The sequence below is a fragment of the Paenibacillus sp. FSL E2-0190 genome (assembly GCF_037992965.1).
Taxonomy (GTDB): domain Bacteria; phylum Bacillota; class Bacilli; order Paenibacillales; family Paenibacillaceae; genus Paenibacillus_AQ; species Paenibacillus_AQ odorifer.
Window position 1 is genome coordinate 4,306,268 of the sequence record NZ_CP150306.1, and the last position, 20,365, is coordinate 4,326,632.

Below are 20,365 nucleotides of genomic sequence, written 5' to 3' on the forward strand. Positions count from 1 at the left end.
TTAAGATGGGCTTTGTTCGCTATCGACAACCTCCGGCTCCGAATAAGCGAGTCCTGTACGGTTGGCATACTCGGCAAGACTGTCCAGAGCGCGATGAGCTAACATTTCATTCTTTTCCTTCTTATTGCGGATCTTCTTCTCTACCTTCGGCAACAGACCGAAATTGGCATTCATAGGCTGAAAATGCTCTGGATCGGCAGAAGTAATATAAGCTGGCATGCTGCCTAGAACAGTATCCTGCGGGAAGATCAGTCCTTCCTGACCGAGTGCTGCCCGTGCAGCATTAATACCAGCTATGAGCCCGGAAGCAGCTGATTCAACATAACCTTCTACACCTGTCATCTGTCCAGCAAAAAAGAGTCTTTCCTTGCCTTTCATCTGATAGGTAGGGTGCAGAAGTTTAGGAGAATTAATAAATGTATTTCTGTGCATCACACCATAACGAACATATTCAGCATTCTCAAGACCTGGGATCAGCGAGAATACACGCTTTTGCTCGCCCCATTTCAAATGGGTCTGAAAACCAACAAGATTGTAAAGTGTGCCGGCAGCGTTATCCTGACGGAGTTGCACAACCGCGTAAGGAAGTTTACCTGTATGCGGATTGATAAGTCCTACTGGCTTCATTGGGCCAAATAACGCTGTTTGCTTGCCGCGTTTCATCATGATTTCGATAGGCATACAGCCCTCAAAGTATATTTCTTTCTCAAAATCCTTGAGTGCTGCTGTCTCAGCAGAAATCAACGCATCATAAAACACGTCGAACTCCTCTTCTGTCATCGGACAGTTCAGATAAGCCGCTTCACCTTTATCATAACGGGAAGCCAAATACACCTTGTTCATATCAATGGTGTCTTTCTCAACAATCGGTGCTGCTGCATCATAGAAGTAGAAATACTCTTCACCCAGCAGCCCTTTTATTTCAGCAGATAATGCCGGTGAAGTTAGTGGGCCCGTTGCAATAACAACAATCCCTTCCTCCGGTATATGCGTAAGTTCTTCATTTATGACTTCCACGAGCGGATGATTATGCAAAGTATGGGTGATCTCACCTGAGAATCCGTCCCGATCTACGGCAAGTGCTCCTCCTGCGGGTACCGCGTGTCGGTCAGCAGCACCTAATACAAGAGAGTTCAAACGTCGCATTTCTTCCTTCAATACACCTACAGCATTTCCTAATCCATTCGCACGCAAGGAGTTACTGCATACCAGTTCAGCAAATTGATTCGTGTGATGGGCTGGCGTCTTTACTACAGGTCTCATCTCATATAATCTTACCGGAACTCCTAGTGATGCTATTTGCCAAGCGGCTTCGCTTCCTGCGAGACCCGCTCCAATTACTGTTACTTTTGCTGTATCTGACACTGTCTTTTTTCCTCCCATAGAGACTATTAATCTGCTAATTCTTCTTCGTTGTCTAGAACCGCCTCTGTATGATCACAAGATGTACATTGTAGCTTGGTTCCTTGCTTATTACGTTTCTCAATCATCCAAGATCCACATGATGGACATGGTTTTATAGAAGGTCTATCCCATGAAACGAAATCACAACCAGGGTACTGATCGCAGCCATAGAAAACACGCCCTTTTTTGCTGCGTCGCTCCACAACCTTACCTTCATGACATTTAGGGCAAGTTACGCCAATATCCTTGATAATCGGTTTCGTGTTTCGGCAATCCGGAAAGCCAGAGCATGCTAGGAATTTCCCAAAGCGACCCAGCTTATACACGAGAGGTTTACCGCATTTCTCACAGATCTCATCAGAGACTTCATCTTCAATCTCAATTTCTTTCATCTCTTCTTCCGCGAATACCAAACGCTTCTCAAACGATTCGTAAAACTCTGCAAGAACCTTTACCCAGTCTTCTGAGCCCTCTTCCACATGGTCAAGATCCCCTTCCATGTTCGCGGTGAATTCAACGTTTAGGATTTCCGGAAAAAATTGCTCCATCTGCTCTATAACAAGCTCGCCAAGTTCGGTTGGCATGAATTTTTTCTCTTCAATAGCCACATAACCACGCTTCTGGATGGTTTCCAGCGTTGGGGCATATGTACTTGGACGGCCTATACCCAGCTCCTCAAGCGTCTTTACAAGTCTTGCTTCCGTATATCGTGGAGGTGGTTGTGTAAAGTGCTGTTTAGGCTCGATCTCCTGCTTATTTAAAGCATCTCCCGCTTGAAGCGGCGGCAAATACTTGTCTTCATCTGTAGTTCCGTCATCGTTGCCTTCTACGTAAACCTTCATGAACCCGGGGAATGAAACCTTCGAACCAACAGCTCTGAATGTAGCAGTACCTGCAGCAATATCGACCGAAAGCGTATCCAGCAGGGCAGAAGACATCTGACTTGATACGAATCGCTCCCACACTAGCTTGTAGAGACGGAATTGATCACGGCTCAAGAACTCTTTGACCATTTCTGGTTCGCGTAATGCCGAGGTAGGACGAATCGCTTCATGCGCTTCCTGTGCTCCAGCTGCCTTTTTAGAATACTGCCGTGGGGATTCTGGCAAGAACTTCTCACCATACTTAGCTGTTATAAGCTCTTTAGCTTCATCCTGAGCGGTGACAGAGAGACGCGTGGAGTCAGTACGCATATAAGTGATCAAACCTACGGTACCTTCTTTACCGAGTTCCACACCTTCGTATAGCTGCTGTGCAACAGACATTGTCTTAGCGGCACGGAATCCAAGCTTACGGGCTGCTTCCTGTTGTAGGGAGCTGGTGGTAAAAGGAGCCGAAGGATGACGTTGTCTTTCCTTCTCCTTCACATCACTCACCTTAAAAGATGCGTTCTTAATGGCTTCAAGAACTTCCTGAACATCACTTTCCTGGTTCAGTTCTTTTTTCACACCATTCAGCTTATGAAACTTAGCTTCAAAGACGGAATCCCGGATTCCAAGCTTCGCTGTTATGCTCCAATATTCGGTGGGTACAAAAGCGGAGATTTCATTCTCACGATCCATAATGATCTTCACGGCAACGGATTGTACACGTCCAGCAGATAAACCTTTTTTGACTTTCTTCCATAATAGAGGGCTAATCTTGTACCCTACCAGTCGATCCAAAATACGTCTAGCCTGCTGTGCATTCACGAGATCCATATTAATCTTACGCGGTGTCTTAAAAGCATCTTTTACCGCTTGTTTGGTGATCTCATTAAAAACAACTCTGCATTCTTGTGTATTATCTAAATCCAGCGCATGCGCCAAATGCCAAGCAATTGCTTCCCCTTCGCGGTCGGGGTCAGCTGCGAGATAAACTTTTTTAACTTTTTTACTAGCGTCTTTCAATTCCTTCAATATAGATCCCTTACCGCGGATAGTAATATATTTGGGACTGAAATCATTCTCCACCTCAACACCAATTTGACTCTTCGGTAGATCTCTAATGTGTCCCATTGATGCCTTTACAATATATTTACTACCTAGATATTTGCCAATTGTCTTCGCTTTTGCAGGCGACTCGACAATAACTAATGCATCTGCCATAGACTCTTCCTCCTCGTTAACACTCGCACCTCTATATTAAATTACCTTATAAATAGCTCCTGGTAATTGTGTTACCGCTTTTTTTATGATTAAAGATAACAGAACTGAATGCAAATGTCCAAAATCCCATCCTGTTCTTACAAGCAGATCGTCCAATATAAAAGGGCCTTGATGCAGTATATGGTATAGGTGAGACTCCTCATTTGTCAATTTCTTTTCAATCATAAAGTCGTCTGCTGTCTGTTCGGTAGTGCTATTATTCCCTGTTTTTATTACGTTTGTCGGCAAATAAGAAGTATATTCTTCTATAATATCTAATCCACTGGTTACCAGCTTTGCCCCCTGCTTGATAAGCTCTAACGCCCCTCTGCTCTTAGGTGATGTAATAGGTCCGGGAACTGCGAAGACATCCCTCCCAGCTTCCAAGGCAGCATCGGCTGTAATAAGTGATCCACTGCGACTGTCAGCCTCCACGACCACTGTCCCCCGTGATAAACCTGCTATGATCCGATTACGCTGTGGAAATAATCCAGGATGACTTTTAGTTCCAAGAGGATACTCTGTAATGACAAGCCCTTCCTGAGAAATACGCCGCTCCAGTTCAATATTCTCAGTTGGATAGACTTTGTCCAACCCTGTTGCCACTACCGCTATGGTCCCTCCACCGCTTCTTAGCGCCGCTTCATGACAAATGCTATCGATCCCCCTCGCAAGTCCGCTAACCACCGTTAGACCTGCTGCACTAAGCTCCTCCGCGAGAATCTCCCCTACCTTTCGTCCATATGCTGTTGGCACACGGGTGCCAACCATCGCCACACTAGGAGTTGATAACAGTTCCAAACGACCTCGATAATAAAGGATCCACGGTGGCTGTGCCGTCTCCTTCAACAAAACAGGATAAGCCGCATCAAACACAGTGACCATCTTCACTGCACATTCTTCCATTAATAAGCGCCTTTTGGCGATCCATTCTAATGTATATATGGAAGCAAGATAATTCGACAGCTTTCCGTTCAATCCGATCGTTTCCCAATCTTTTGCACTACAGGAAAATGCTCGTTCTGACATTAAGCCGGCTCTGCGAATCTTGTCGATACTCTTCCAGCCAATCCCCTCCACTTCATTAAAACCAAACAGCAGATCTTTTTCTTCCATATAAGCTTACTCTCCTTTAATGGAAGGGTTAGCCTTCCCTATTTTGTAACATGAATTAGAGGAATGCAATATTTTCTTTTAATTCAATATTTTTCTATGTTAAAAAACAAAAAAGCAACCTTTTATCCCTTGGATAGGAACAAAAGGTTGCTTACCTCTGAAATAATTATACACGAAAGAAGCCCACTCGCGTAGAGTGAATTCCTTCAATTAAATAAAATAATTAATGCGTTGTAAAAGCGCTAAGAATACCGCGTTCTTCGAGCACACTTACTAGCGTTGAGCCCATTTCGGCAGGTGTAGGAGCAACCTTGATTCCGCACGATTCAAGTACGGCAATTTTCTCACTCGCTGTGCCCTTGCCTCCGGAAATAATAGCACCCGCATGCCCCATACGTTTGCCAGGAGGGGCAGTAGCACCGCCAATAAACCCTACAACAGGCTTAGTCATATGCTCACGAATCCACTCTGCTGCTTCTTCCTCTGCGGTTCCGCCAATTTCACCAATCATAATGACTGCCTTTGTACCCGGATCCTCATTAAAAAGCTTCAGAATATCAATAAACTCTGAGCCTTTAACAGGGTCTCCGCCAATACCTACAGCTGAAGATTGCCCGATTCCACGCGTGGTCAGCTGATGAACAGCCTCATAGGTTAGAGTTCCGCTGCGCGAGACAACACCTACATACCCTGGCATATGAATATAACCCGGCATAATTCCTATTTTGCACTCACCAGGAGTGATAACTCCCGGACAGTTGGGTCCGATCAATACAGTAGAGCGCCCCTCCATATAACGGGACACTTTTACCATATCAAGCACTGGAATCCCTTCGGTAATACAAATCACCAGGTCGAGTTCTGCGTCCACGGCTTCCATTATGGAGTCTGCTGCAAATGCTGGCGGTACATAGATTACACTAGCGGTTGCGCCTGTAGCCGCCTTAGCAGCTACAACAGTATCGAATACCGGAAGGCTAACCTCACTGCCATTTTCAAGCGTGATGTTGACAGATGTTCCACCTTTACCCGGTGTTACTCCTCCAACCATCTGTGTTCCATAATCCAGCGCACCTTTAGTATGGAACAAACCCGTTGATCCTGTAATTCCCTGCGTGATAACTTTCGTATTTTTATCTACAAGAATGCTCATGCCTTAAGTCACATCCCTACTTATATTGTCAAATACGATAACTGGCTTCCTAAATCAGGCCATTATTGCACAAGAGACACAATCTTACGGGCACCGTCCGCCATAGAATCAGCAGCAACAATATTAAGTCCCGATCCAGCCAAAATCTGCTTGCCCAATCCAACATTTGTTCCCTCAAGACGCACAACCAGCGGTTTAGTCAAACCCAGTTGACTAGCCGCTTCTACAACACCGTTAGCGATAACATCACAGCGCATAATACCACCGAAAATGTTAACAAAAATTCCGTTCACCTTTTCATCCGATAAAATGATTTTAAAGGCTTCTGTTACTTTCTCGGTCGTTGCACCGCCCCCTACATCCAGGAAGTTGGCGGGTTCGCCTCCATAATACTTAATAATATCCATAGTGGCCATCGCGAGACCTGCGCCGTTTACCATGCACCCAATATTGCCATCAAGTGCAATGTAACTAAGGTCATACTTCGAGGCTTCGATTTCCTTTAAATCCTCTTCATCCAAATCCCGCAGCTCTAGAATATCTTTATGACGGAACAAGGCGTTGGAATCAAAATTCAGTTTGGCATCCAGTGCCATCACATTCCCATCCGCAGTCACTACCAATGGGTTAATTTCGGCAATAGAGCAATCTTTATCCATGAAAGCTAAATATAGCGCTTGCATGAATTTCACAGTTTTGCCTACCAGCTCATTAGGAATAGAGATACTATAAGCCAGCTTACGCGCCTGGAAAGTCTGCAAACCCACTGCCGGATCAATGATCTCTTTAAAAATTTTCTCCGGATGTGTTGCAGCTACTTCTTCAATCTCAGTACCGCCTTCTTCAGAAGCCATCATGACCACTCGGCCAGTACCTCTGTCAACTACGATACCAATGTAATACTCCTTAACAATTTGACAACCCTCTTCAATGAGCAGTCTTTTTACTACCTTACCCTCCGGTCCAGTCTGGTGAGTTACTAGAGTCTTGCCCAGAATCTCAGTTGCGTAACTACGCACCTCATCGATATTCTTAGCAACCTTTACTCCTCCAGCTTTACCGCGTCCACCTGCGTGAATCTGAGCTTTAACTACAACAACTGGTGTGCTCAGTGACTCTGCGGCTTCTACCGCTTCCTCCACTGTATAAGCTACTTTTCCATTCGGTACGGCTACACCGTACTTCTTAAGCACTTCTTTTCCCTGATACTCGTGGATATTCATAGCGGTAGCCTCCTAAAGTAGCGTGGTGACTAAACAGGCAGCCTGTTGTCATCTCGCTTTCCGTTTTGATTGCCGCGGGGTTAGGGATAGGCTGATGTTATACATGCAGCACTATTCCGGAACCAGCAGAAACTGATCTACCACTCGTAAAAAGAATGGCATTATTTCTGCAAGAGACATTGTGTAAATCTATAAGACTAAGCTTATATTTACCTATATGCCATACAAAGGAACCCAGAATAGTGTAACATGTTTTTAAAACGCTTACCTTAAATATATTCATGATTTGTACACATTTTTTCGCTTGATTTCATGCCGGAATGCGAACGATCGCATTGACTCCTTACTACGCTTACTTTTTACTATCTTGGATATTAGCTTCGTGAACACGATTCAGTAAGTCTTTAAACTGATCAAGTAGCTCTATGGATTCATTATTTGTCAGTGTCGTTTCTTCCATCATTTTGCCGGGAATACACACGGCATCACTTTGGAGTGCCCAGCCTTGTTTCGTTAGTGAGATTAATACTTTTCGCTCATCCTGCATCGAGCGTTCACGTATAATTAGGCCTGCAGCTTGCAAGCGTTTCAATAACGGAGTCAGCGTTCCTGAATCCAAAAATAACGCCTCACCAATCTCTTTCACTGTACATTGCTGCCGTTCCCATAACACAAGCATTACTAAGTATTGGGAGTAAGTTAAACCGATCTTATCCAAATACGGTTGGTACAGCTTTGTAATCTCACGCGAGCAAGCATAAATGGTAAAACAGAGCTGATTCTCGATCAGCAGCTCTGGGGTTGTAGTCATTTTCTGCATATCTTCTTCACTCATTTTCATATTTATTCACCCGCCTTATCTCTTTATTTTATCATAATTCCCTCATATATCATAATAATAGCAAAAAATTAATTTGACTTTTATATTAATTGTGATAAATTAGAATGTACACAAACTAATTAGTGAATAGGAGAGATTTATTATGATGACAATTCAACAAAAGATGTATGAAACCACAGTTAAAGCCGTTGGGGGAAGAAACGGTTATATAGAATCAGAAAGCCCTAAACTCAACCTTACGATCAGTACACCACGTGAAATGGGGGGTGCCGGAGGTGAAGGCACTAATCCTGAACAATTATTCGCAGCTGGTTACTCCGCTTGTTTTGACAGTGCTCTGAACATGGTTGCTCGTCTTGGAAAAGTGAAGATTGAAGGCAGTGAAGTTACGGCTACTGTAAGCTTTGGTAAAGTTGAAGATGGCGGATTCGGCATTGCGGTTAAGCTTGACGTGCTGGTTAAAGGCGTTGACAGAGAAACCGCAGCATCTTTGGTAGAAGCTGCCCATGGCGCATGTCCTTACTCCCGTGCCACTCGTGGCAATATCGAAGTAGAACTGAATGTACTGTAAGAAATTATAGAGAAAAATGTATGTGAAATTTGCTAAACGATCTAACCTTCGTTTGAATACGTGGCATTTCACATTCGAAGTCGCTAACGGACACAGTTGATCTTAAACGCAACTTAATCCCATATTTGGGATGTTATCGGACCTCATAGCAGCTATTGGAAGGAAAACCACCCAATATAACCTTCTTCCGAAGGAATAGCGTCTCCAGCGTCCGAATCTACGCTCCAAGGGCTAAAAACTTGCAAACAACGTCCTCTAGGTCCGTTCCATAAGCATCAGAGCATAATAATGGTTCGGCGGTGCTCGTCACTACCGGTCCATAGTATAGAGCAGCGATTCTCATTAACGGGAATCGCTGCTCTTTTATCTTTATTCCTCCGCTAATACCTGTCGATCCAGATTACGGTATTGCACAGCTTCCGCGAGATGTGCAGAAGAAATATCCTGTGCACCCTCCAGATCAGCTATGGTACGGGATAGCTTAATAATCCGATCATGCGCTCGCATGCTTAGACCTAAATTCTCCAAAATATCATACAGCATTTGAGCACTCTCTCGGTTTAGGCTTGCATATTTCCGAAGGGAAGCACCGGAAAGTTCACTGTTCCATGAAATCGCCAGTCGTTTGTAACGTTTAGCTTGGATGGCCTGAGCAGCCAACACCTCCGCACGCATATCTGCTGACGATAAAACATGCCCCTGCCGATTCCATTCCTTCGGGCGGGGAACATCAACCTGTAAGTCGATCCGATCCAATAATGGACCGGATATTTTGGCTCGATATTGGGCAATCCTTGATGGACTACAGGTACAATTTTGCTGGGAGATACCGCTTCCAAAAAAGCCGCAGCTGCACGGATTCATCGATGCAGCGAGCATGAATTTGGCAGGAAAAGTAAAGGAAGCCCGGGCACGACTTATAGTAACCACCCCATCTTCGAGTGGCTGTCGCAGCACTTCAAGCACATTCCGGGAGAATTCAGGCAATTCATCCAGAAACAGAATACCTCGATGCGCAAGACTTACCTCACCTGGCTTGGGAATACCGCCCCCTCCAATTAATCCGGCAGAAGATATCGTGTGGTGTGGAGAACGAAATGGACGACTTCGCAGCAAACCGTTGTGTGCATCCTTCAAATTTCCAGCCGCACTAAAAATTTTGGTTACCTCAAGTGCCTCACTGTCCGACAATTGTGGAAGGATACTGGGAAGGCGTTTGATCAGCATCGTTTTGCCTGTGCCAGGTGGGCCGATGAGCATAATATTATGCATCCCTGCAGCCGCGATAGTTAGTGCTCTTTTCACATGTTGCTGTCCAAGCACATCACTGTAATCATCCATTATTTCATTCGCTTCGGAAGAAGCAGCCTCAGAATCAGAATATTTAGGGTTATATTTGAGATGCTCTACAGAAAGAACAAGCACCGGAGGTTGTTCTTTTGCCCCCGTCCCCATACTCACGGATACAGGAAAAGGAAGTGGTGATCCTTCAGATTCTACTAGAGGAACTAGCTTATCTATAATCGGACCAAAGCTAGCCACAGATTCAGCAGCATTCGCTAACGCTTGCAAATGGTCGATGGTATAAACATTCATGCCACTGATTAAAGCGGCTTCTGCCGCATTGCCTTGCGGGAGCAGAACGGCTTTAAACCCGCTTTTACGCGCTGCTTCAACCATCGGCAGCACACCCGAAACCGGACGCAGACTGCCGTCGAGCGCAAGCTCTCCAATCAAAAGCATCTCTTGAGCTGAAGGCATAATCAACTGGCCACTAGTTATCAGTATCCCTAAAGCAATCGCTAGATCAAAAGCGGAACCTTCTTTACGCAGGTCAGCTGGAGCAAGATTGATCGTAATACGCTGCTGTGGATAGCGGTAACCGCAATTTTTAACGGCAGCCCTAACTCGTTCAACAGCCTCGCGAATCGCTGAATCTGGTAAGCCAATGATATTCGTCTGCGGCAGTCCATTTGCAAGATCGATTTCCACACCGATCATTACCCCTTCAATCCCATACAGACACGCGCTAAACATTTTCCCATACATAATAAAAACACCTCATCTCCTGAATTACACCCTAATTTGGGGTGTCATAGCTTCAAGAAAAAAGGTGCTTCCTTATTTTCCAAATATATATATTAGCTGTTAAGTACATTATAGAAGTTGTGTCCTAACGCAATCTGTGAGCAATTTATCTTTAGAATAAGAAATTCAAGTTTTACATAAAAGCGAAAGCACATCTCTAAAGACCTACATCAATCCCCTTCTTTAACTACGACCGAGTCCCTAATCTGCTCAAAAGTCAACGGTTTATAGTTCCAATGCTCTACACAAATGTTAAAATGATTGTTTCCCTCATATTTTTGCCCATGAATATGGCCGTGCACATTTACGTAAGGCATATGTTTATTCATGTACATAGGCTCATGTGAGAGGAAAAAGAAATCCTTATAAATCAAAGGATATTCACTAACCTCATCAAAACCTGCCTCAAGCCACCAACTTCGGCTGCGGCCGCGATCATGATTGCCAAGGATCAGGATTTTGTATCCATGCAGTCTGGCCACAATCGCACGAGTTGCCTCCTTATTCAGAAAAGAAAAGTCTCCCAAATGAAATACTTTGTCGTCCGGATTCACTACCGAATTCCAACTTTCAATCATAACTTCATTCATTTGCTCTACATCGTTGAAGGGTCTGGATTCAAAATCAATGATCAACTTATGCCCAAAATGATGATCTGATGTGAAAAAAACCTTAGCCATGTGCACCCTCCTTTTGTTCCTATTCTAATGACAGTATGTATGAAAAAAGCTCCGACTACCCATAAACCCTAGGAAATTCGGAGCCCCGAGGACTTTTCCGCCTAATTTCTCACGAAATTATACGTATCATTCTATGTCATGAGGCGATGACGGAATACCTCTTTATTGTTAATGTTACTTTTCCCAGTCGCGCCGCTTACTCGAACGTTTATTAACATCACTCTGAATCAGTTCAGCTAAAGGAGGCGCCTCCTCATTGTCAATGAGCCAGCCACGCATCTCCTTGATCGCTTCCACCTGTCCATTGCCTTTGTCACGCCATGTAAGCAGTTCAATAACTCTAATTACAAGCGCTAAGAGACTGCTATTGCTGTTTTGCGACTTTTCAGCCCGGATTTTTTGAAATAACGCTTCATTTTCCCAATCTATTAATATTTCCTCCGCTATAGTGGGCCGCATTACCGTGAAGGTCTTATTGCAATTATCGCAACAGACGACAGATATTGGCTCTGCTTTAAATTTCACTTCAATCTTCTGCTGGCAATATTGGCATGTAAAACTAACCTGCATTTCAGAAGGTTTATTCTTCACTAGACAGCCCTCCTCATGATGACATTAAAAAGTTACTCCTAATGTTTACCCATTTCTTTTGAGAAATGACCCACAGTGCGGAAGGTATGTAAAGACTTTTTTATCAGAACAGCAGCAAATTCATAAAGAATCGCATGAGAAAATAGAGTTACTCTTAAAACGCCTCGCGAATATGACTAAGTGAAGCTAGGCTAAGATCGTCATTTAACAAGACGCTAATTACATCAAAAGAAACCCGCCGTTCCTCATAACCCTTCATATGCAAATAAACCTGTGTTGTACTCCGAACCTGGTTTATTTTGCGAGCATTCACCGATTCTTCTGGAGTTCCCTGAAGCAGCTCTCCACTGCGGCTACGAACTTCGACAACAACAATACAGTCTTCACGCTCCGCAATGATATCAAGCTCTCCAGTACGACAACGCCAATTCCGTTCCAATATCATATACCCGCTAGAAGATAGGTACTGCACAGCTCCGTTCTCTGCAGCAGTTCCTTTCTCTTTGCGGTTATAGTGCTTTCTTACATAGGGCTCTTTCATTCTTGTCCCCGTTCACCAGCGGAACGATCGCTCTGATACACAAAGCTGAGGATTTCCGCCACCAGCTGATAGAGCTCAGACGGAATCTGTTGGTCCAGATCAAGCTTTGAAAGAACCTCCACGAGGGCTGCATCTTCCTGAACAGCAACCCCGCTCTCCTTAGCCTTTTGCAGAATAAGGTCTGCTATCGCGCCTTGTCCCTTGGCTACTACGACAGGAGCCTCGTTTTGTCCGGGACTATATTTGAGAGCGACCGCTTTTTTGAGCCCTTGTGAAATTGGCTGTACAGGCTCATTCATATACGGTAATCCACTCCTTTGTAAGCCTCAGGAACATAATCAACAAACTTATTAGTATTGGAGCCAGCAAGCTCTTTAGGCAAATTCAATTCTGGCAAGGGTTCGGTTCTTAAACCTGATAATTGATAACCGATGGATTCTACTGCAGTTTTTATTTCTTCACGCCGCGTCTCCAGCAGCTCAAGCACCCACGGATGATCATTATGAAGCTTAAGACTAACGATTCGATCGACAACCTGCACATCTACCAATGTCTGCCCTAGCTGCTTCATGTCCAAATCGAACCATAATCGACAGTTAGCTGCATCCAACTCCCCTTTGCGGCCCCGCCTGGACTGGATATGAACCGATGCAGTTTCCTGCCCATCTGGACCTTGCAGCGGCAAGAACAATGTAACCTGCGCGAAGGGAGCAGTCCGATCTGTATTCAGCAGCAGCTGTTGGCCTGTCAGCTGCTGCACTAGCCCGCTCGCGGCATCTTTTACCGCGGGCGGCACCTCGCTGCTGCTCATAAGCTGCAGCAGCACGCCCTTCAACGTGTCGGCAGCTTGCTCCCCGCCGACACTGCCTAGCGCGGCTGCAGCTGTCCCCGCTGCCGCTCGCGCCGTCTCCGCGGCCGGCAAAGCGCCGCCGCGCACGGCCTGCTGCTCGTGCTCCGCACCGAGCAGCTTCAACACCCGCCCCACCCACGACTCCGCATCCGCGGGTGGGGCGGTGTCTGGCTGCACCGGCGAAGCCGCAGCAGCCGTGGTCTCCCCGCGCGGCGCTGCCGGCGCGGGGGCAGGTTCTTGTCCCGCCGCCTCAGCGGGCGGGACGTTCGCGAGCTGCGGCATGCTGCCGCGCAACTCGGTGAGCACGCCCTGCAGCTTCGCGAGCAGGGCAGCCCCGCTAGGCGCAGCAGCTTGGCTTGCTGCACCAGCTTGGCTTCCCGCAGCAGCTTGGCTATCTGCACTAGCTGATCCAGTGGCGCTTGTATTCGCGCCACTGATACTACCCTGCGCTCTATCTTTATTTAGACTCATTTCATTGCCATGAGTTTCGCTCTGATTAGAACTATTTTGATTGCTTACAATTCCGTCCCCTTGCGTGTTAGCAGCACTACTCTGAGTTCCTGAAGCAAGCGTAGAAGTTATTTTCCCAGTCAAAGGTTCACCAGTATTTCCACTCTTCGAGAGCTGAACTACCTCACCAGCCTCTTCGGGGACCACTGGCTTGGCAGTTACAATACCGGTTTCATTCTCAGGAGTTTCAGCTGTACTTGCAGCTGCACTTCCTGATATTTCTGATTTCACTGAATTCAAAGGAATTATTGGTTCATCAGAAATAACTCCGGCTCCCGTTGCCCCTCCTGTTGCAGCAGCACTTCCGCTTGTAGTAGTAACACCAGCACTACCTTCAGCAGGTTTACTTACAGGTTGTCCAGTTCCTTTAATCGAAACCTGGTCCATTTCCGCATCAGCATCACCTGCTGATACCACTTCCCCGTTAATCACAGCGCCCGTACCTGTCGTTACAGGAGCATTCAGCTTTCCGGTCGGGGTACCCATTCCAGGTTTAGCTTCGGCTGTTGTTGTTTCTTCACCGGCGACTTGACCTGCCCAAATCGTAATCTGTTCTTCGAGCGCTGACAAAAGCTGATGAAGCTGCGGACCAAAAACCGCCTGCTGCAATCCTTTCACACTTTCAGGGGTAACCGGCAAGCCCCGCTTTACAGAAATGACAGCTGCATCAAGCCATTCTGAGGTCGGCACGCCCGCAGGTTTCGCACTCATTACAGCATCCAGAATCGCCGCTGTCTCTTTGGTAAGCGGAATACCACCCGACTGCATCGCCAACACAATTTCCCGACCCGCTTTGGAGTCAGTAAGCCCAAGCGATTCCAATGCCTCGCCCATGTTTTGCGGGGTGGCTAACACCGTTTCGCCGAGGGAGACCGGCTTCAATACGGGCAATCCGCCTTCTCCGGGTGCTCCAACCTGTAAGTTCAGGGTCTCTCCTGGCAGTAGTGGTGTTTCCAACTCCGCACGAACAGGTGTGCCTTGAATCTGCACAACGGCTTCTTTTCCCGAATCCGATACAGACAATACAACACCACGTACAACCTGCCCTTCCTTCAATTCCAAAGACTTGGCTGCTCCCGGTTTATTATCCCCGAGCAATCCACGGATCAATGTTCCGATATTCATACCGTTTCTCCTCCCTCCATTTTCTCTCTTCTTACTATATCGGTATTAATCCGACTTTTTTGAGCGGTGAATTTATCCAAGCTTAAACGCCTTTGGCGTCTTTTATATTCTGATATTTCTAAAAAAGGGTTTGCTGTTCAGCAAGAATCTTCCCAATAAAGCTGCGCCGATGCATAGGTGTCGGACCTAACGCCGTAATTTGTTCCCTGTGAAGCTTGGTCGCATAACCTTTATGTATCGCAATCCCATAATCAGGGTATAATTCCTCCCACACCCCTTCACACAGTCTATCTCTTGTTACTTTAGCTATAATCGAAGCTGCCGCAATAGACTGGCTGTTAGCATCCCCTTTTATGATCGCCTGCTGCTGCAACGGAAGATCAACTTTTTCAGCATCGATTAACATATAGTCCGGGGTATGACTAAGACCTTCTACCGCTTTTTTCATCGCCAGACGAGAAGCCTGTTTAATATTAATTTCATCAATCATGCGGGAATCCACATAACCTACACCAATAGCTATCGCCTGCTCCATAATAATCTCGAATAAGGCATCTCTTTTTTTCGCTGTAAGCTTCTTAGAGTCGTTGACGCCATCAATAATAAGCCCTTCCGGCAAAATCACCGCTGCTGCAACAACATCCCCAAACAAACAACCTCTGCCTACTTCATCTACGCCGGCTATACGGCGATAAGACTGTTCCCAGCCCTCTTTTTCATAACTCAACATATCTATCGTACTCACGATCTGTCACCGCCAATTATAAATTATTCTATAAACTACATAAGTCAGCTTACCATAGTAAAGCTCACATGGTCATGTACAAATAACCACTCCAATTTGATCCAAATCGGCAAAAAAAAAGAGCCCCCGAAAATTTCCGGATGGCTCTTCCATACCCATTCATTTAAACGCCTTTAAGGTGTTTCCAGCGTAAAACGACCAAGCTTACCTGCCCGCAGCTCATGCAGCAAAGCACGTGAAGCTTTTTCCAGATCAACACGTCCACCGCTAATCAGACAACCGCGTTTGCGGCCCACGGCTTCCATAACTGCAACGATCTCATCAGGGTTCTCAAGATCCTCAGGAAGCTTCTCAATACCAAAGCGTTCTTGAAATCTGGAACCATAATCCTTGACCAAATACTTCACTGCATAAAAAGCAATGTCCTCAATGTTCAGGATTTCTTCTTTGATCGCACCCGTCACGGCCAAGCGGTAACCCACGTCTTGATCCTCAAACTTCGGCCATAAGATACCAGGAGTATCCAGAAGCTCCAGATTACCTCCTGTTTTAATCCACTGCTGGCCCTTAGTAACCCCCGGGCGATCACCCGTAGCAGCGATACTCTTACCAGCCATTCGATTAATCAGCGTTGATTTACCGACGTTAGGAATACCGACGATCAATGCGCGCATAGCCCGTGGGTTCATTCCCCTTGCGATCTGCCGATCAATTTTTTCCTTCAACAGCAGCTTGACCTGCTCCGGAATCTCCTTAACGCCTGTTCCAGTAGATGCGTCCACAGGATGGGCAACATGCCCTTGTTCCTTAAAGTACGCCAGCCACTTCCGAGTAATTTCCGGATCCGCCAGATCCGCTTTGTTCAAAATAATTAATCTCGGCTTGTCCCGCAAAATATCGTCAATCATCGGATTGCGGCTGGAAAGCGGCAGACGGGAATCGAGCAACTCTATAACAACATCAATCAGCTTCAGCTTATCCTCGATTTGCCGCCTAGCCTTCGTCATATGACCAGGAAACCAATGAATGGCCATTGCCGTCACCTCCTTTGACTTCTGTCAACTTAATGGTTAATCAGTGTAATATCTTTTATCGGCCAGAAGATTAAATCTGCACGACCCACAATATCACCCAGCGGCACATAGCCAATCATCCGGCTGTCTGTACTATCCGAGCGATTATCCCCCATAACGAAAATATGTCCTTCTGGTACAGTACCATCCGTGAATTTTTCATTTGGGAAATCTTTATTATTATACAGAGCGTTGTTACTATGCGCAGTATCAATAGCGCCTTGGATGTAAGTCTCGTTAACAACCTCACCGTTAACTGTAACTACATCTCCTTCTACTTTCACAGTATCTCCAGCCACACCAATTACACGTTTAATAAAATCTCTGCCTTCAGATGGCACGTGGAATACAATAACCTCACCCCGCTGCGGAGATCTTATATCGTATAAAATTTCATTAACGATAACACGTTCTCCCGTATGGAAATTAGGCTGCATGGAAGGTCCATCTACAATAAAAGGCTTGAATAAAAGCCAGCGAATCAGTATAACCAGAACTAAAGCAATCGCAATGGCCTTGACCCATTCCAGCACTTCATTTTTCTGTTTACGTGGGTTCTGCTCGCTTGATTCCAAAGTTTCGCTTTGTTCCTGCTGCATAGTTCACCGTCCTCTCTTAATACTACTCTTACTATACAACACAAAAAAACTCCTGCCAAAAACCCCTCCACAGATACTCCTTCAGGAGGCCTTTTCGGAGAAGCTTATCCCCAAGCGTATATGTCACACGCATTGTATACCAAGCTAAAACGCCCTCAGCGTCCTTTTAAGGACGGTATGCGTTTATGCGAGAAATATAAGAATAATGTATAACGTAAAACTTATGCTTTTCTTATATTTTCAAAAAAAAATAAAGCGAAAGGGGCTTGAACTCAAGCCCCTCTCCTCTGTCACTATTCTAGCGACGAATTTCTTTAATTCTCGCTGCTTTACCACGTAGTTCACGAAGGTAATAAAGCTTAGCACGACGCACTTTACCACGACGAGCCACTTCGATTTTTTCGAGTTTAGGCGAGTTGATTGGGAATGTTCTTTCCACACCAACACCGTAAGAAATTTTACGAACCGTAAAAGTCTCACTGATTCCACCGCCACGACGTTTGATTACAACGCCTTCGAACAACTGGATACGCTCACGAGTTCCCTCGATAACTTTTACATGCACCTTCAAAGTGTCACCCGGACGAAAACTAGGGATATCTTTACGAAGTTGCTCTTGCGTAATAGCTTGTAGGATATTCATTAAGGACTTCCTCCTTCCGTACAGGTGTTCTTGCCTCTTCCGGAGAGATCTGAGCTCTCCCTCATTATCCGCAGCGGACCACCGTATTCCACACAACAGAGTTAATAATATCATAAAGGACGGGCTAATACAACTTATTTTTCTATTTTATAACGGTAACATATCTCTTTTTTTTGCCTTAGACTGGCAGTCTTTACACAAGCCGACCACGGTTCCATTGTCTTGAGCATAGAAGATCAACTTCCCATTCTTCTTCTTACAAGAAGAGCAAGGTTGCTCCCCTGGACTCTGTTTGGCTTTGCGATGACTATCCATTGAGATCACATTACTGCTAGTCGTGCGCAAAGGATTGCTTGAGCTGCTTGTTTTCTTTTTCTGAACGATATAATACCCAACACCCAGCGCTAGCAAGACAAGCAAAATAACTACATATTTCATCTGGCTCCCTCCGCTCTTCATGATTTACTTGAGGTAAGAAAATAAAAAGACCGCCCTGTGATGCAAGTAAGGCAACGGTCTATATCGTATTCGCAAACTAGCCTTAGCACATCTCACTATAAAAAGCGCTTTTCAGTAGCTGCTGAAGATTATATATGAGAGCATCTTCGCTCTTTTTATATGTACCCTTACCCATTTTAATGTGAGCGTAAGAACTATATTTCATTTTAGCACAATTGAAATTTGAAGTGTAGTGAACACTTTTTAAATACCTAGTCTTTGGTCCAGTATATTAACCCGCCTACAGCCGTTTTTACAATAAATCCCCATAGGCTATACTTACAGAAGTACGTACATAACGTAGCGCTTAGGGAAGAACACATATACCCAAAAATAAGGAGGATTTTATTCAATGAAAAAGAGTAATACAACTAGCGTAATGGCAGCTGTAGCCGTCTTGTCCATCGTACTTCTGGCAGGATGCACAGAATTACCGGGTAGGCAATCCGCTAATAATGAATTAGGAAAGAATATTACTGAAGATGTGCAGCAAAATATTGGTGAGGCTGTGAAGCAAGAGCTGGGTAAAGCCGCTGCAAGCGTGGAGCAGGCCGTTCAGGATACAGCTACCAAGGTGGTCGACGAAGTTAAAGCAAACAGCATTAGCAAAGAACTATCCTTATCTAAAGAGATCGGCTCTGCTTCAGTGCTTAGCATGAACAATGCAGTGGGAGAAATAGAGGTTACATCAACTACGGGTGATCAAATTAATGTGAGTGCGACAATCTTAGCCCATAACGGCTCCGCTCATAAAGCTGACCGCCAGAAAATTTTGGATGACGCTGAGATTTCAATAGACGTTAGTGGCGATACTCTGAAGGTATCTACAAATTCCAAATCAAATCCGAAGAAGGATTTATGGACTTGGGCTCAAGACAAATACGGTTATTCAGATTTTAGCATTAACTATACCATTGAGATCCCCACCCGTATGGATGAATATCAAATCACCAATAATGTCGGGCAAATTCGTCTCCGCAATCTGGACGGAAATTACCGCGTCGTCAGCAACGTTGGAGCTATTGATATCGAAGGAGCTAACATCACCGGTAAGTCCACTCTAGAGTCTAATACAGGAAGCATACGCATGGATATAGCCGGAATGAAGAGTGATAGCCGTCTTAAAGCGACAACAAATGTAGGTAGCCTCAATGCTGTTCTAGCCGATGGCGTGAAATGTAGCTTGGTGGCTAAAAGTGATCTAGGCCAGATCACCGGGGTTGAGGGTGGCAAACGTGATGTTAACGGAGGAGGTCCTTTGTTGTCCTTAAGCTCTGATATAGGTGCAATTACAGTAGAGTAACCAACCACTAAAAACAGACCGTCCGGATTAGCGGACGGTCTGTTTTTGCATCATCATATCAGATTAATGCAATAGCCAACAGTGTGAACAAGCTGAGAGTTAAAATATTGTCAGCAGCATAAGGGTAACCAAAAAATGCAGAAGTCTGCACAGGTCCATTGGATCCTGTTCTTAAGTAAACATTATATCTGTCCACATCTGTAATCACACCTTCATGCTGTCTGCCATCAGTAGTCAGGATACGTACCCTTCTATTCTTACAACGTAAGCAATTATAATAAGCCTCCACTAGTGTACTCCTCCTCATTCGTAATGATATACTCTATGGTGAGGAGTACAGGTCGGTAACGGCTAAGTTACATAGGTCATTTGTTTGGATCGATATTTACTTTCCGTTCTCTGCATTTTTTGTATTCCCAAAGGTTATATATAAGGAAAGACATATTTTCGGCTTGTTATCCGTACCATCCTATCCATTCAAGGAGGCCAATCGAATGAATGTAGCACGTAAACAGTTTATTAAGGAAGGCGTACTGCGTATTACCATCTTTATTATTTTATCATCGCTTACCTATACCGTTCGCAACTATGCATGGGCAGTTACTGTTCTCGTATGTTTTGCGCTTTACGCTCTACTTACAGGAGTATATCGCCTCTTTCGCAAAGAGTAGAATGCGCCTCCACG

21 protein-coding genes are annotated in these 20,365 nt (G+C 45.2%); 3 read left to right on the plus strand and 18 right to left on the minus strand.

From position 1 onward, the window contains the following. The 6 genes from trmFO to NST25_RS18970 all read right to left on the minus strand — a co-directional run bounded on the left by trmFO (position 1) and on the right by NST25_RS18970 (position 7,863). Complete coding sequence (trmFO, locus tag NST25_RS18945; protein WP_076100371.1) at positions 1-1,383, minus strand: FADH(2)-oxidizing methylenetetrahydrofolate--tRNA-(uracil(54)-C(5))-methyltransferase TrmFO; 1,383 nt, start codon at positions 1,381-1,383, stop codon at positions 1-3. A gap of 8 nt (positions 1,384-1,391) precedes the next feature. Then, complete coding sequence (topA, locus tag NST25_RS18950; protein WP_036688567.1) at positions 1,392-3,491, minus strand: type I DNA topoisomerase; 2,100 nt, start codon at positions 3,489-3,491, stop codon at positions 1,392-1,394. 36 nt (positions 3,492-3,527) lie between these two features. After that, entirely contained in the window at positions 3,528-4,646 is a 1,119-nt protein-coding gene (gene dprA / locus NST25_RS18955; RefSeq protein WP_076127799.1) for a DNA-processing protein DprA, read from the minus strand. 223 nt (positions 4,647-4,869) lie between these two features. Next, on the minus strand, positions 4,870-5,799 hold the full coding sequence (sucD, locus tag NST25_RS18960) for a succinate--CoA ligase subunit alpha (RefSeq protein ID WP_036688571.1): 930 nt from the start codon (positions 5,797-5,799) through the stop codon (positions 4,870-4,872). A 62-nt stretch (positions 5,800-5,861) separates the two neighbouring features. Further along, on the minus strand, positions 5,862-7,022 hold the full coding sequence (gene sucC / locus NST25_RS18965) for an ADP-forming succinate--CoA ligase subunit beta (RefSeq protein ID WP_339187568.1): 1,161 nt from the start codon (positions 7,020-7,022) through the stop codon (positions 5,862-5,864). 352 nt (positions 7,023-7,374) lie between these two features. Then, positions 7,375-7,863 (minus strand): MarR family transcriptional regulator, encoded by a 489-nt coding sequence (locus tag NST25_RS18970; RefSeq protein WP_235219564.1) that lies wholly within the window; start codon positions 7,861-7,863, stop codon positions 7,375-7,377. A 142-nt stretch (positions 7,864-8,005) separates the two neighbouring features. Here NST25_RS18970 and NST25_RS18975 point away from each other — a divergent pair, with 142 nt between their 5' ends. Continuing rightward, the gene (locus tag NST25_RS18975; RefSeq protein WP_036688575.1) at positions 8,006-8,434 is read left to right on the plus strand and encodes an organic hydroperoxide resistance protein; all 429 of its coding nucleotides are present in this window, start codon (positions 8,006-8,008) and stop codon (positions 8,432-8,434) included. A 369-nt stretch (positions 8,435-8,803) separates the two neighbouring features. Here NST25_RS18975 and NST25_RS18980 read toward each other — a convergent pair whose 3' ends face one another. The 11 genes from NST25_RS18980 to NST25_RS19030 all read right to left on the minus strand — a co-directional run bounded on the left by NST25_RS18980 (position 8,804) and on the right by NST25_RS19030 (position 18,317). Further along, positions 8,804-10,483, minus strand: coding sequence for a YifB family Mg chelatase-like AAA ATPase (locus NST25_RS18980; protein WP_036688578.1), 1,680 nt, complete (start codon positions 10,481-10,483; stop codon positions 8,804-8,806). 209 nt (positions 10,484-10,692) lie between these two features. After that, positions 10,693-11,202 (minus strand): metallophosphoesterase, encoded by a 510-nt coding sequence (locus tag NST25_RS18985; protein WP_036688580.1) that lies wholly within the window; start codon positions 11,200-11,202, stop codon positions 10,693-10,695. Between the two features lie 174 nt (positions 11,203-11,376). After that, positions 11,377-11,793, minus strand: a complete 417-nt coding sequence (locus tag NST25_RS18990) for a hypothetical protein (protein ID WP_051491578.1) — start codon at positions 11,791-11,793, stop codon at positions 11,377-11,379. Between the two features lie 154 nt (positions 11,794-11,947). After that, positions 11,948-12,334, minus strand: coding sequence for a YraN family protein (locus NST25_RS18995; protein ID WP_076127091.1), 387 nt, complete (start codon positions 12,332-12,334; stop codon positions 11,948-11,950). Further along, positions 12,331-12,633: an EscU/YscU/HrcU family type III secretion system export apparatus switch protein gene (locus NST25_RS19000; RefSeq protein ID WP_038571992.1), complete on the minus strand. Its 303-nt coding sequence runs from the start codon at positions 12,631-12,633 to the stop codon at positions 12,331-12,333. The genes NST25_RS18995 and NST25_RS19000 overlap by 4 nt, the downstream gene beginning before the upstream one ends. Then, positions 12,630-14,819, minus strand: a complete 2,190-nt coding sequence (locus tag NST25_RS19005; RefSeq protein WP_340392209.1) for a DNA ligase — start codon at positions 14,817-14,819, stop codon at positions 12,630-12,632. Before NST25_RS19005 ends, NST25_RS19000 begins: the two co-directional genes overlap by 4 nt. Positions 14,820-14,937: 118 nt before the next feature. Further along, a complete protein-coding gene (locus NST25_RS19010; protein WP_340394435.1) occupies positions 14,938-15,549 on the minus strand; it encodes a ribonuclease HII in 612 nt (203 codons plus the stop codon). 188 nt (positions 15,550-15,737) lie between these two features. Further along, positions 15,738-16,598, minus strand: a complete 861-nt coding sequence (gene ylqF, locus NST25_RS19015) for a ribosome biogenesis GTPase YlqF (protein ID WP_036688587.1) — start codon at positions 16,596-16,598, stop codon at positions 15,738-15,740. A 29-nt stretch (positions 16,599-16,627) separates the two neighbouring features. Continuing rightward, positions 16,628-17,236 (minus strand): signal peptidase I, encoded by a 609-nt coding sequence (gene lepB, locus NST25_RS19020; RefSeq protein WP_340392211.1) that lies wholly within the window; start codon positions 17,234-17,236, stop codon positions 16,628-16,630. Between the two features lie 298 nt (positions 17,237-17,534). After that, positions 17,535-17,879: a 50S ribosomal protein L19 gene (gene rplS, locus NST25_RS19025; protein ID WP_036688590.1), complete on the minus strand. Its 345-nt coding sequence runs from the start codon at positions 17,877-17,879 to the stop codon at positions 17,535-17,537. A gap of 147 nt (positions 17,880-18,026) precedes the next feature. Further along, positions 18,027-18,317, minus strand: coding sequence for a hypothetical protein (locus tag NST25_RS19030; protein WP_340392213.1), 291 nt, complete (start codon positions 18,315-18,317; stop codon positions 18,027-18,029). Positions 18,318-18,729: 412 nt separating this feature from the next. Here NST25_RS19030 and NST25_RS19035 point away from each other — a divergent pair, with 412 nt between their 5' ends. Beyond that, positions 18,730-19,680, plus strand: coding sequence for a hypothetical protein (locus NST25_RS19035; RefSeq protein WP_340392215.1), 951 nt, complete (start codon positions 18,730-18,732; stop codon positions 19,678-19,680). A gap of 58 nt (positions 19,681-19,738) precedes the next feature. Here NST25_RS19035 and NST25_RS19040 read toward each other — a convergent pair whose 3' ends face one another. Next, entirely contained in the window at positions 19,739-19,969 is a 231-nt protein-coding gene (locus NST25_RS19040) for a hypothetical protein (RefSeq protein WP_036688596.1), read from the minus strand. A 205-nt stretch (positions 19,970-20,174) separates the two neighbouring features. Here NST25_RS19040 and NST25_RS19045 point away from each other — a divergent pair, with 205 nt between their 5' ends. Further along, complete coding sequence (locus NST25_RS19045; RefSeq protein ID WP_155288145.1) at positions 20,175-20,351, plus strand: hypothetical protein; 177 nt, start codon at positions 20,175-20,177, stop codon at positions 20,349-20,351. Positions 20,352-20,365: the final 14 nt, after the last annotated feature.

Coding starts and splice junctions, on each gene's coding strand:
- NST25_RS19010 (WP_340394435.1), bottom strand. CDS start 15,549: ATGTTGAGTTATGAAAAAGAGGGCTGGGAACAGTCTTATCGCCGTATA.
- NST25_RS18975 (WP_036688575.1), top strand. CDS start 8,006: ATGATGACAATTCAACAAAAGATGTATGAAACCACAGTTAAAGCCGTT.
- dprA (WP_076127799.1), bottom strand. CDS start 4,646: ATGGAAGAAAAAGATCTGCTGTTTGGTTTTAATGAAGTGGAGGGGATT.
- NST25_RS19045 (WP_155288145.1), top strand. CDS start 20,175: ATGAATGTAGCACGTAAACAGTTTATTAAGGAAGGCGTACTGCGTATT.
- NST25_RS19030 (WP_340392213.1), bottom strand. CDS start 18,317: ATGAAATATGTAGTTATTTTGCTTGTCTTGCTAGCGCTGGGTGTTGGG.
- NST25_RS19000 (WP_038571992.1), bottom strand. CDS start 12,633: ATGAATGAGCCTGTACAGCCAATTTCACAAGGGCTCAAAAAAGCGGTC.
- lepB (WP_340392211.1), bottom strand. CDS start 17,236: ATGCAGCAGGAACAAAGCGAAACTTTGGAATCAAGCGAGCAGAACCCA.
- sucD (WP_036688571.1), bottom strand. CDS start 5,799: ATGAGCATTCTTGTAGATAAAAATACGAAAGTTATCACGCAGGGAATT.
- topA (WP_036688567.1), bottom strand. CDS start 3,491: ATGGCAGATGCATTAGTTATTGTCGAGTCGCCTGCAAAAGCGAAGACA.
- trmFO (WP_076100371.1), bottom strand. CDS start 1,383: ATGGGAGGAAAAAAGACAGTGTCAGATACAGCAAAAGTAACAGTAATT.
- NST25_RS18970 (WP_235219564.1), bottom strand. CDS start 7,863: ATGAAAATGAGTGAAGAAGATATGCAGAAAATGACTACAACCCCAGAG.
- NST25_RS19035 (WP_340392215.1), top strand. CDS start 18,730: ATGAAAAAGAGTAATACAACTAGCGTAATGGCAGCTGTAGCCGTCTTG.
- NST25_RS19005 (WP_340392209.1), bottom strand. CDS start 14,819: ATGAATATCGGAACATTGATCCGTGGATTGCTCGGGGATAATAAACCG.
- NST25_RS18985 (WP_036688580.1), bottom strand. CDS start 11,202: ATGGCTAAGGTTTTTTTCACATCAGATCATCATTTTGGGCATAAGTTG.
- ylqF (WP_036688587.1), bottom strand. CDS start 16,598: ATGGCCATTCATTGGTTTCCTGGTCATATGACGAAGGCTAGGCGGCAA.
- sucC (WP_339187568.1), bottom strand. CDS start 7,022: ATGAATATCCACGAGTATCAGGGAAAAGAAGTGCTTAAGAAGTACGGT.
- rplS (WP_036688590.1), bottom strand. CDS start 17,879: ATGAATATCCTACAAGCTATTACGCAAGAGCAACTTCGTAAAGATATC.
- NST25_RS18995 (WP_076127091.1), bottom strand. CDS start 12,334: ATGAAAGAGCCCTATGTAAGAAAGCACTATAACCGCAAAGAGAAAGGA.
- NST25_RS18980 (WP_036688578.1), bottom strand. CDS start 10,483: ATGTATGGGAAAATGTTTAGCGCGTGTCTGTATGGGATTGAAGGGGTA.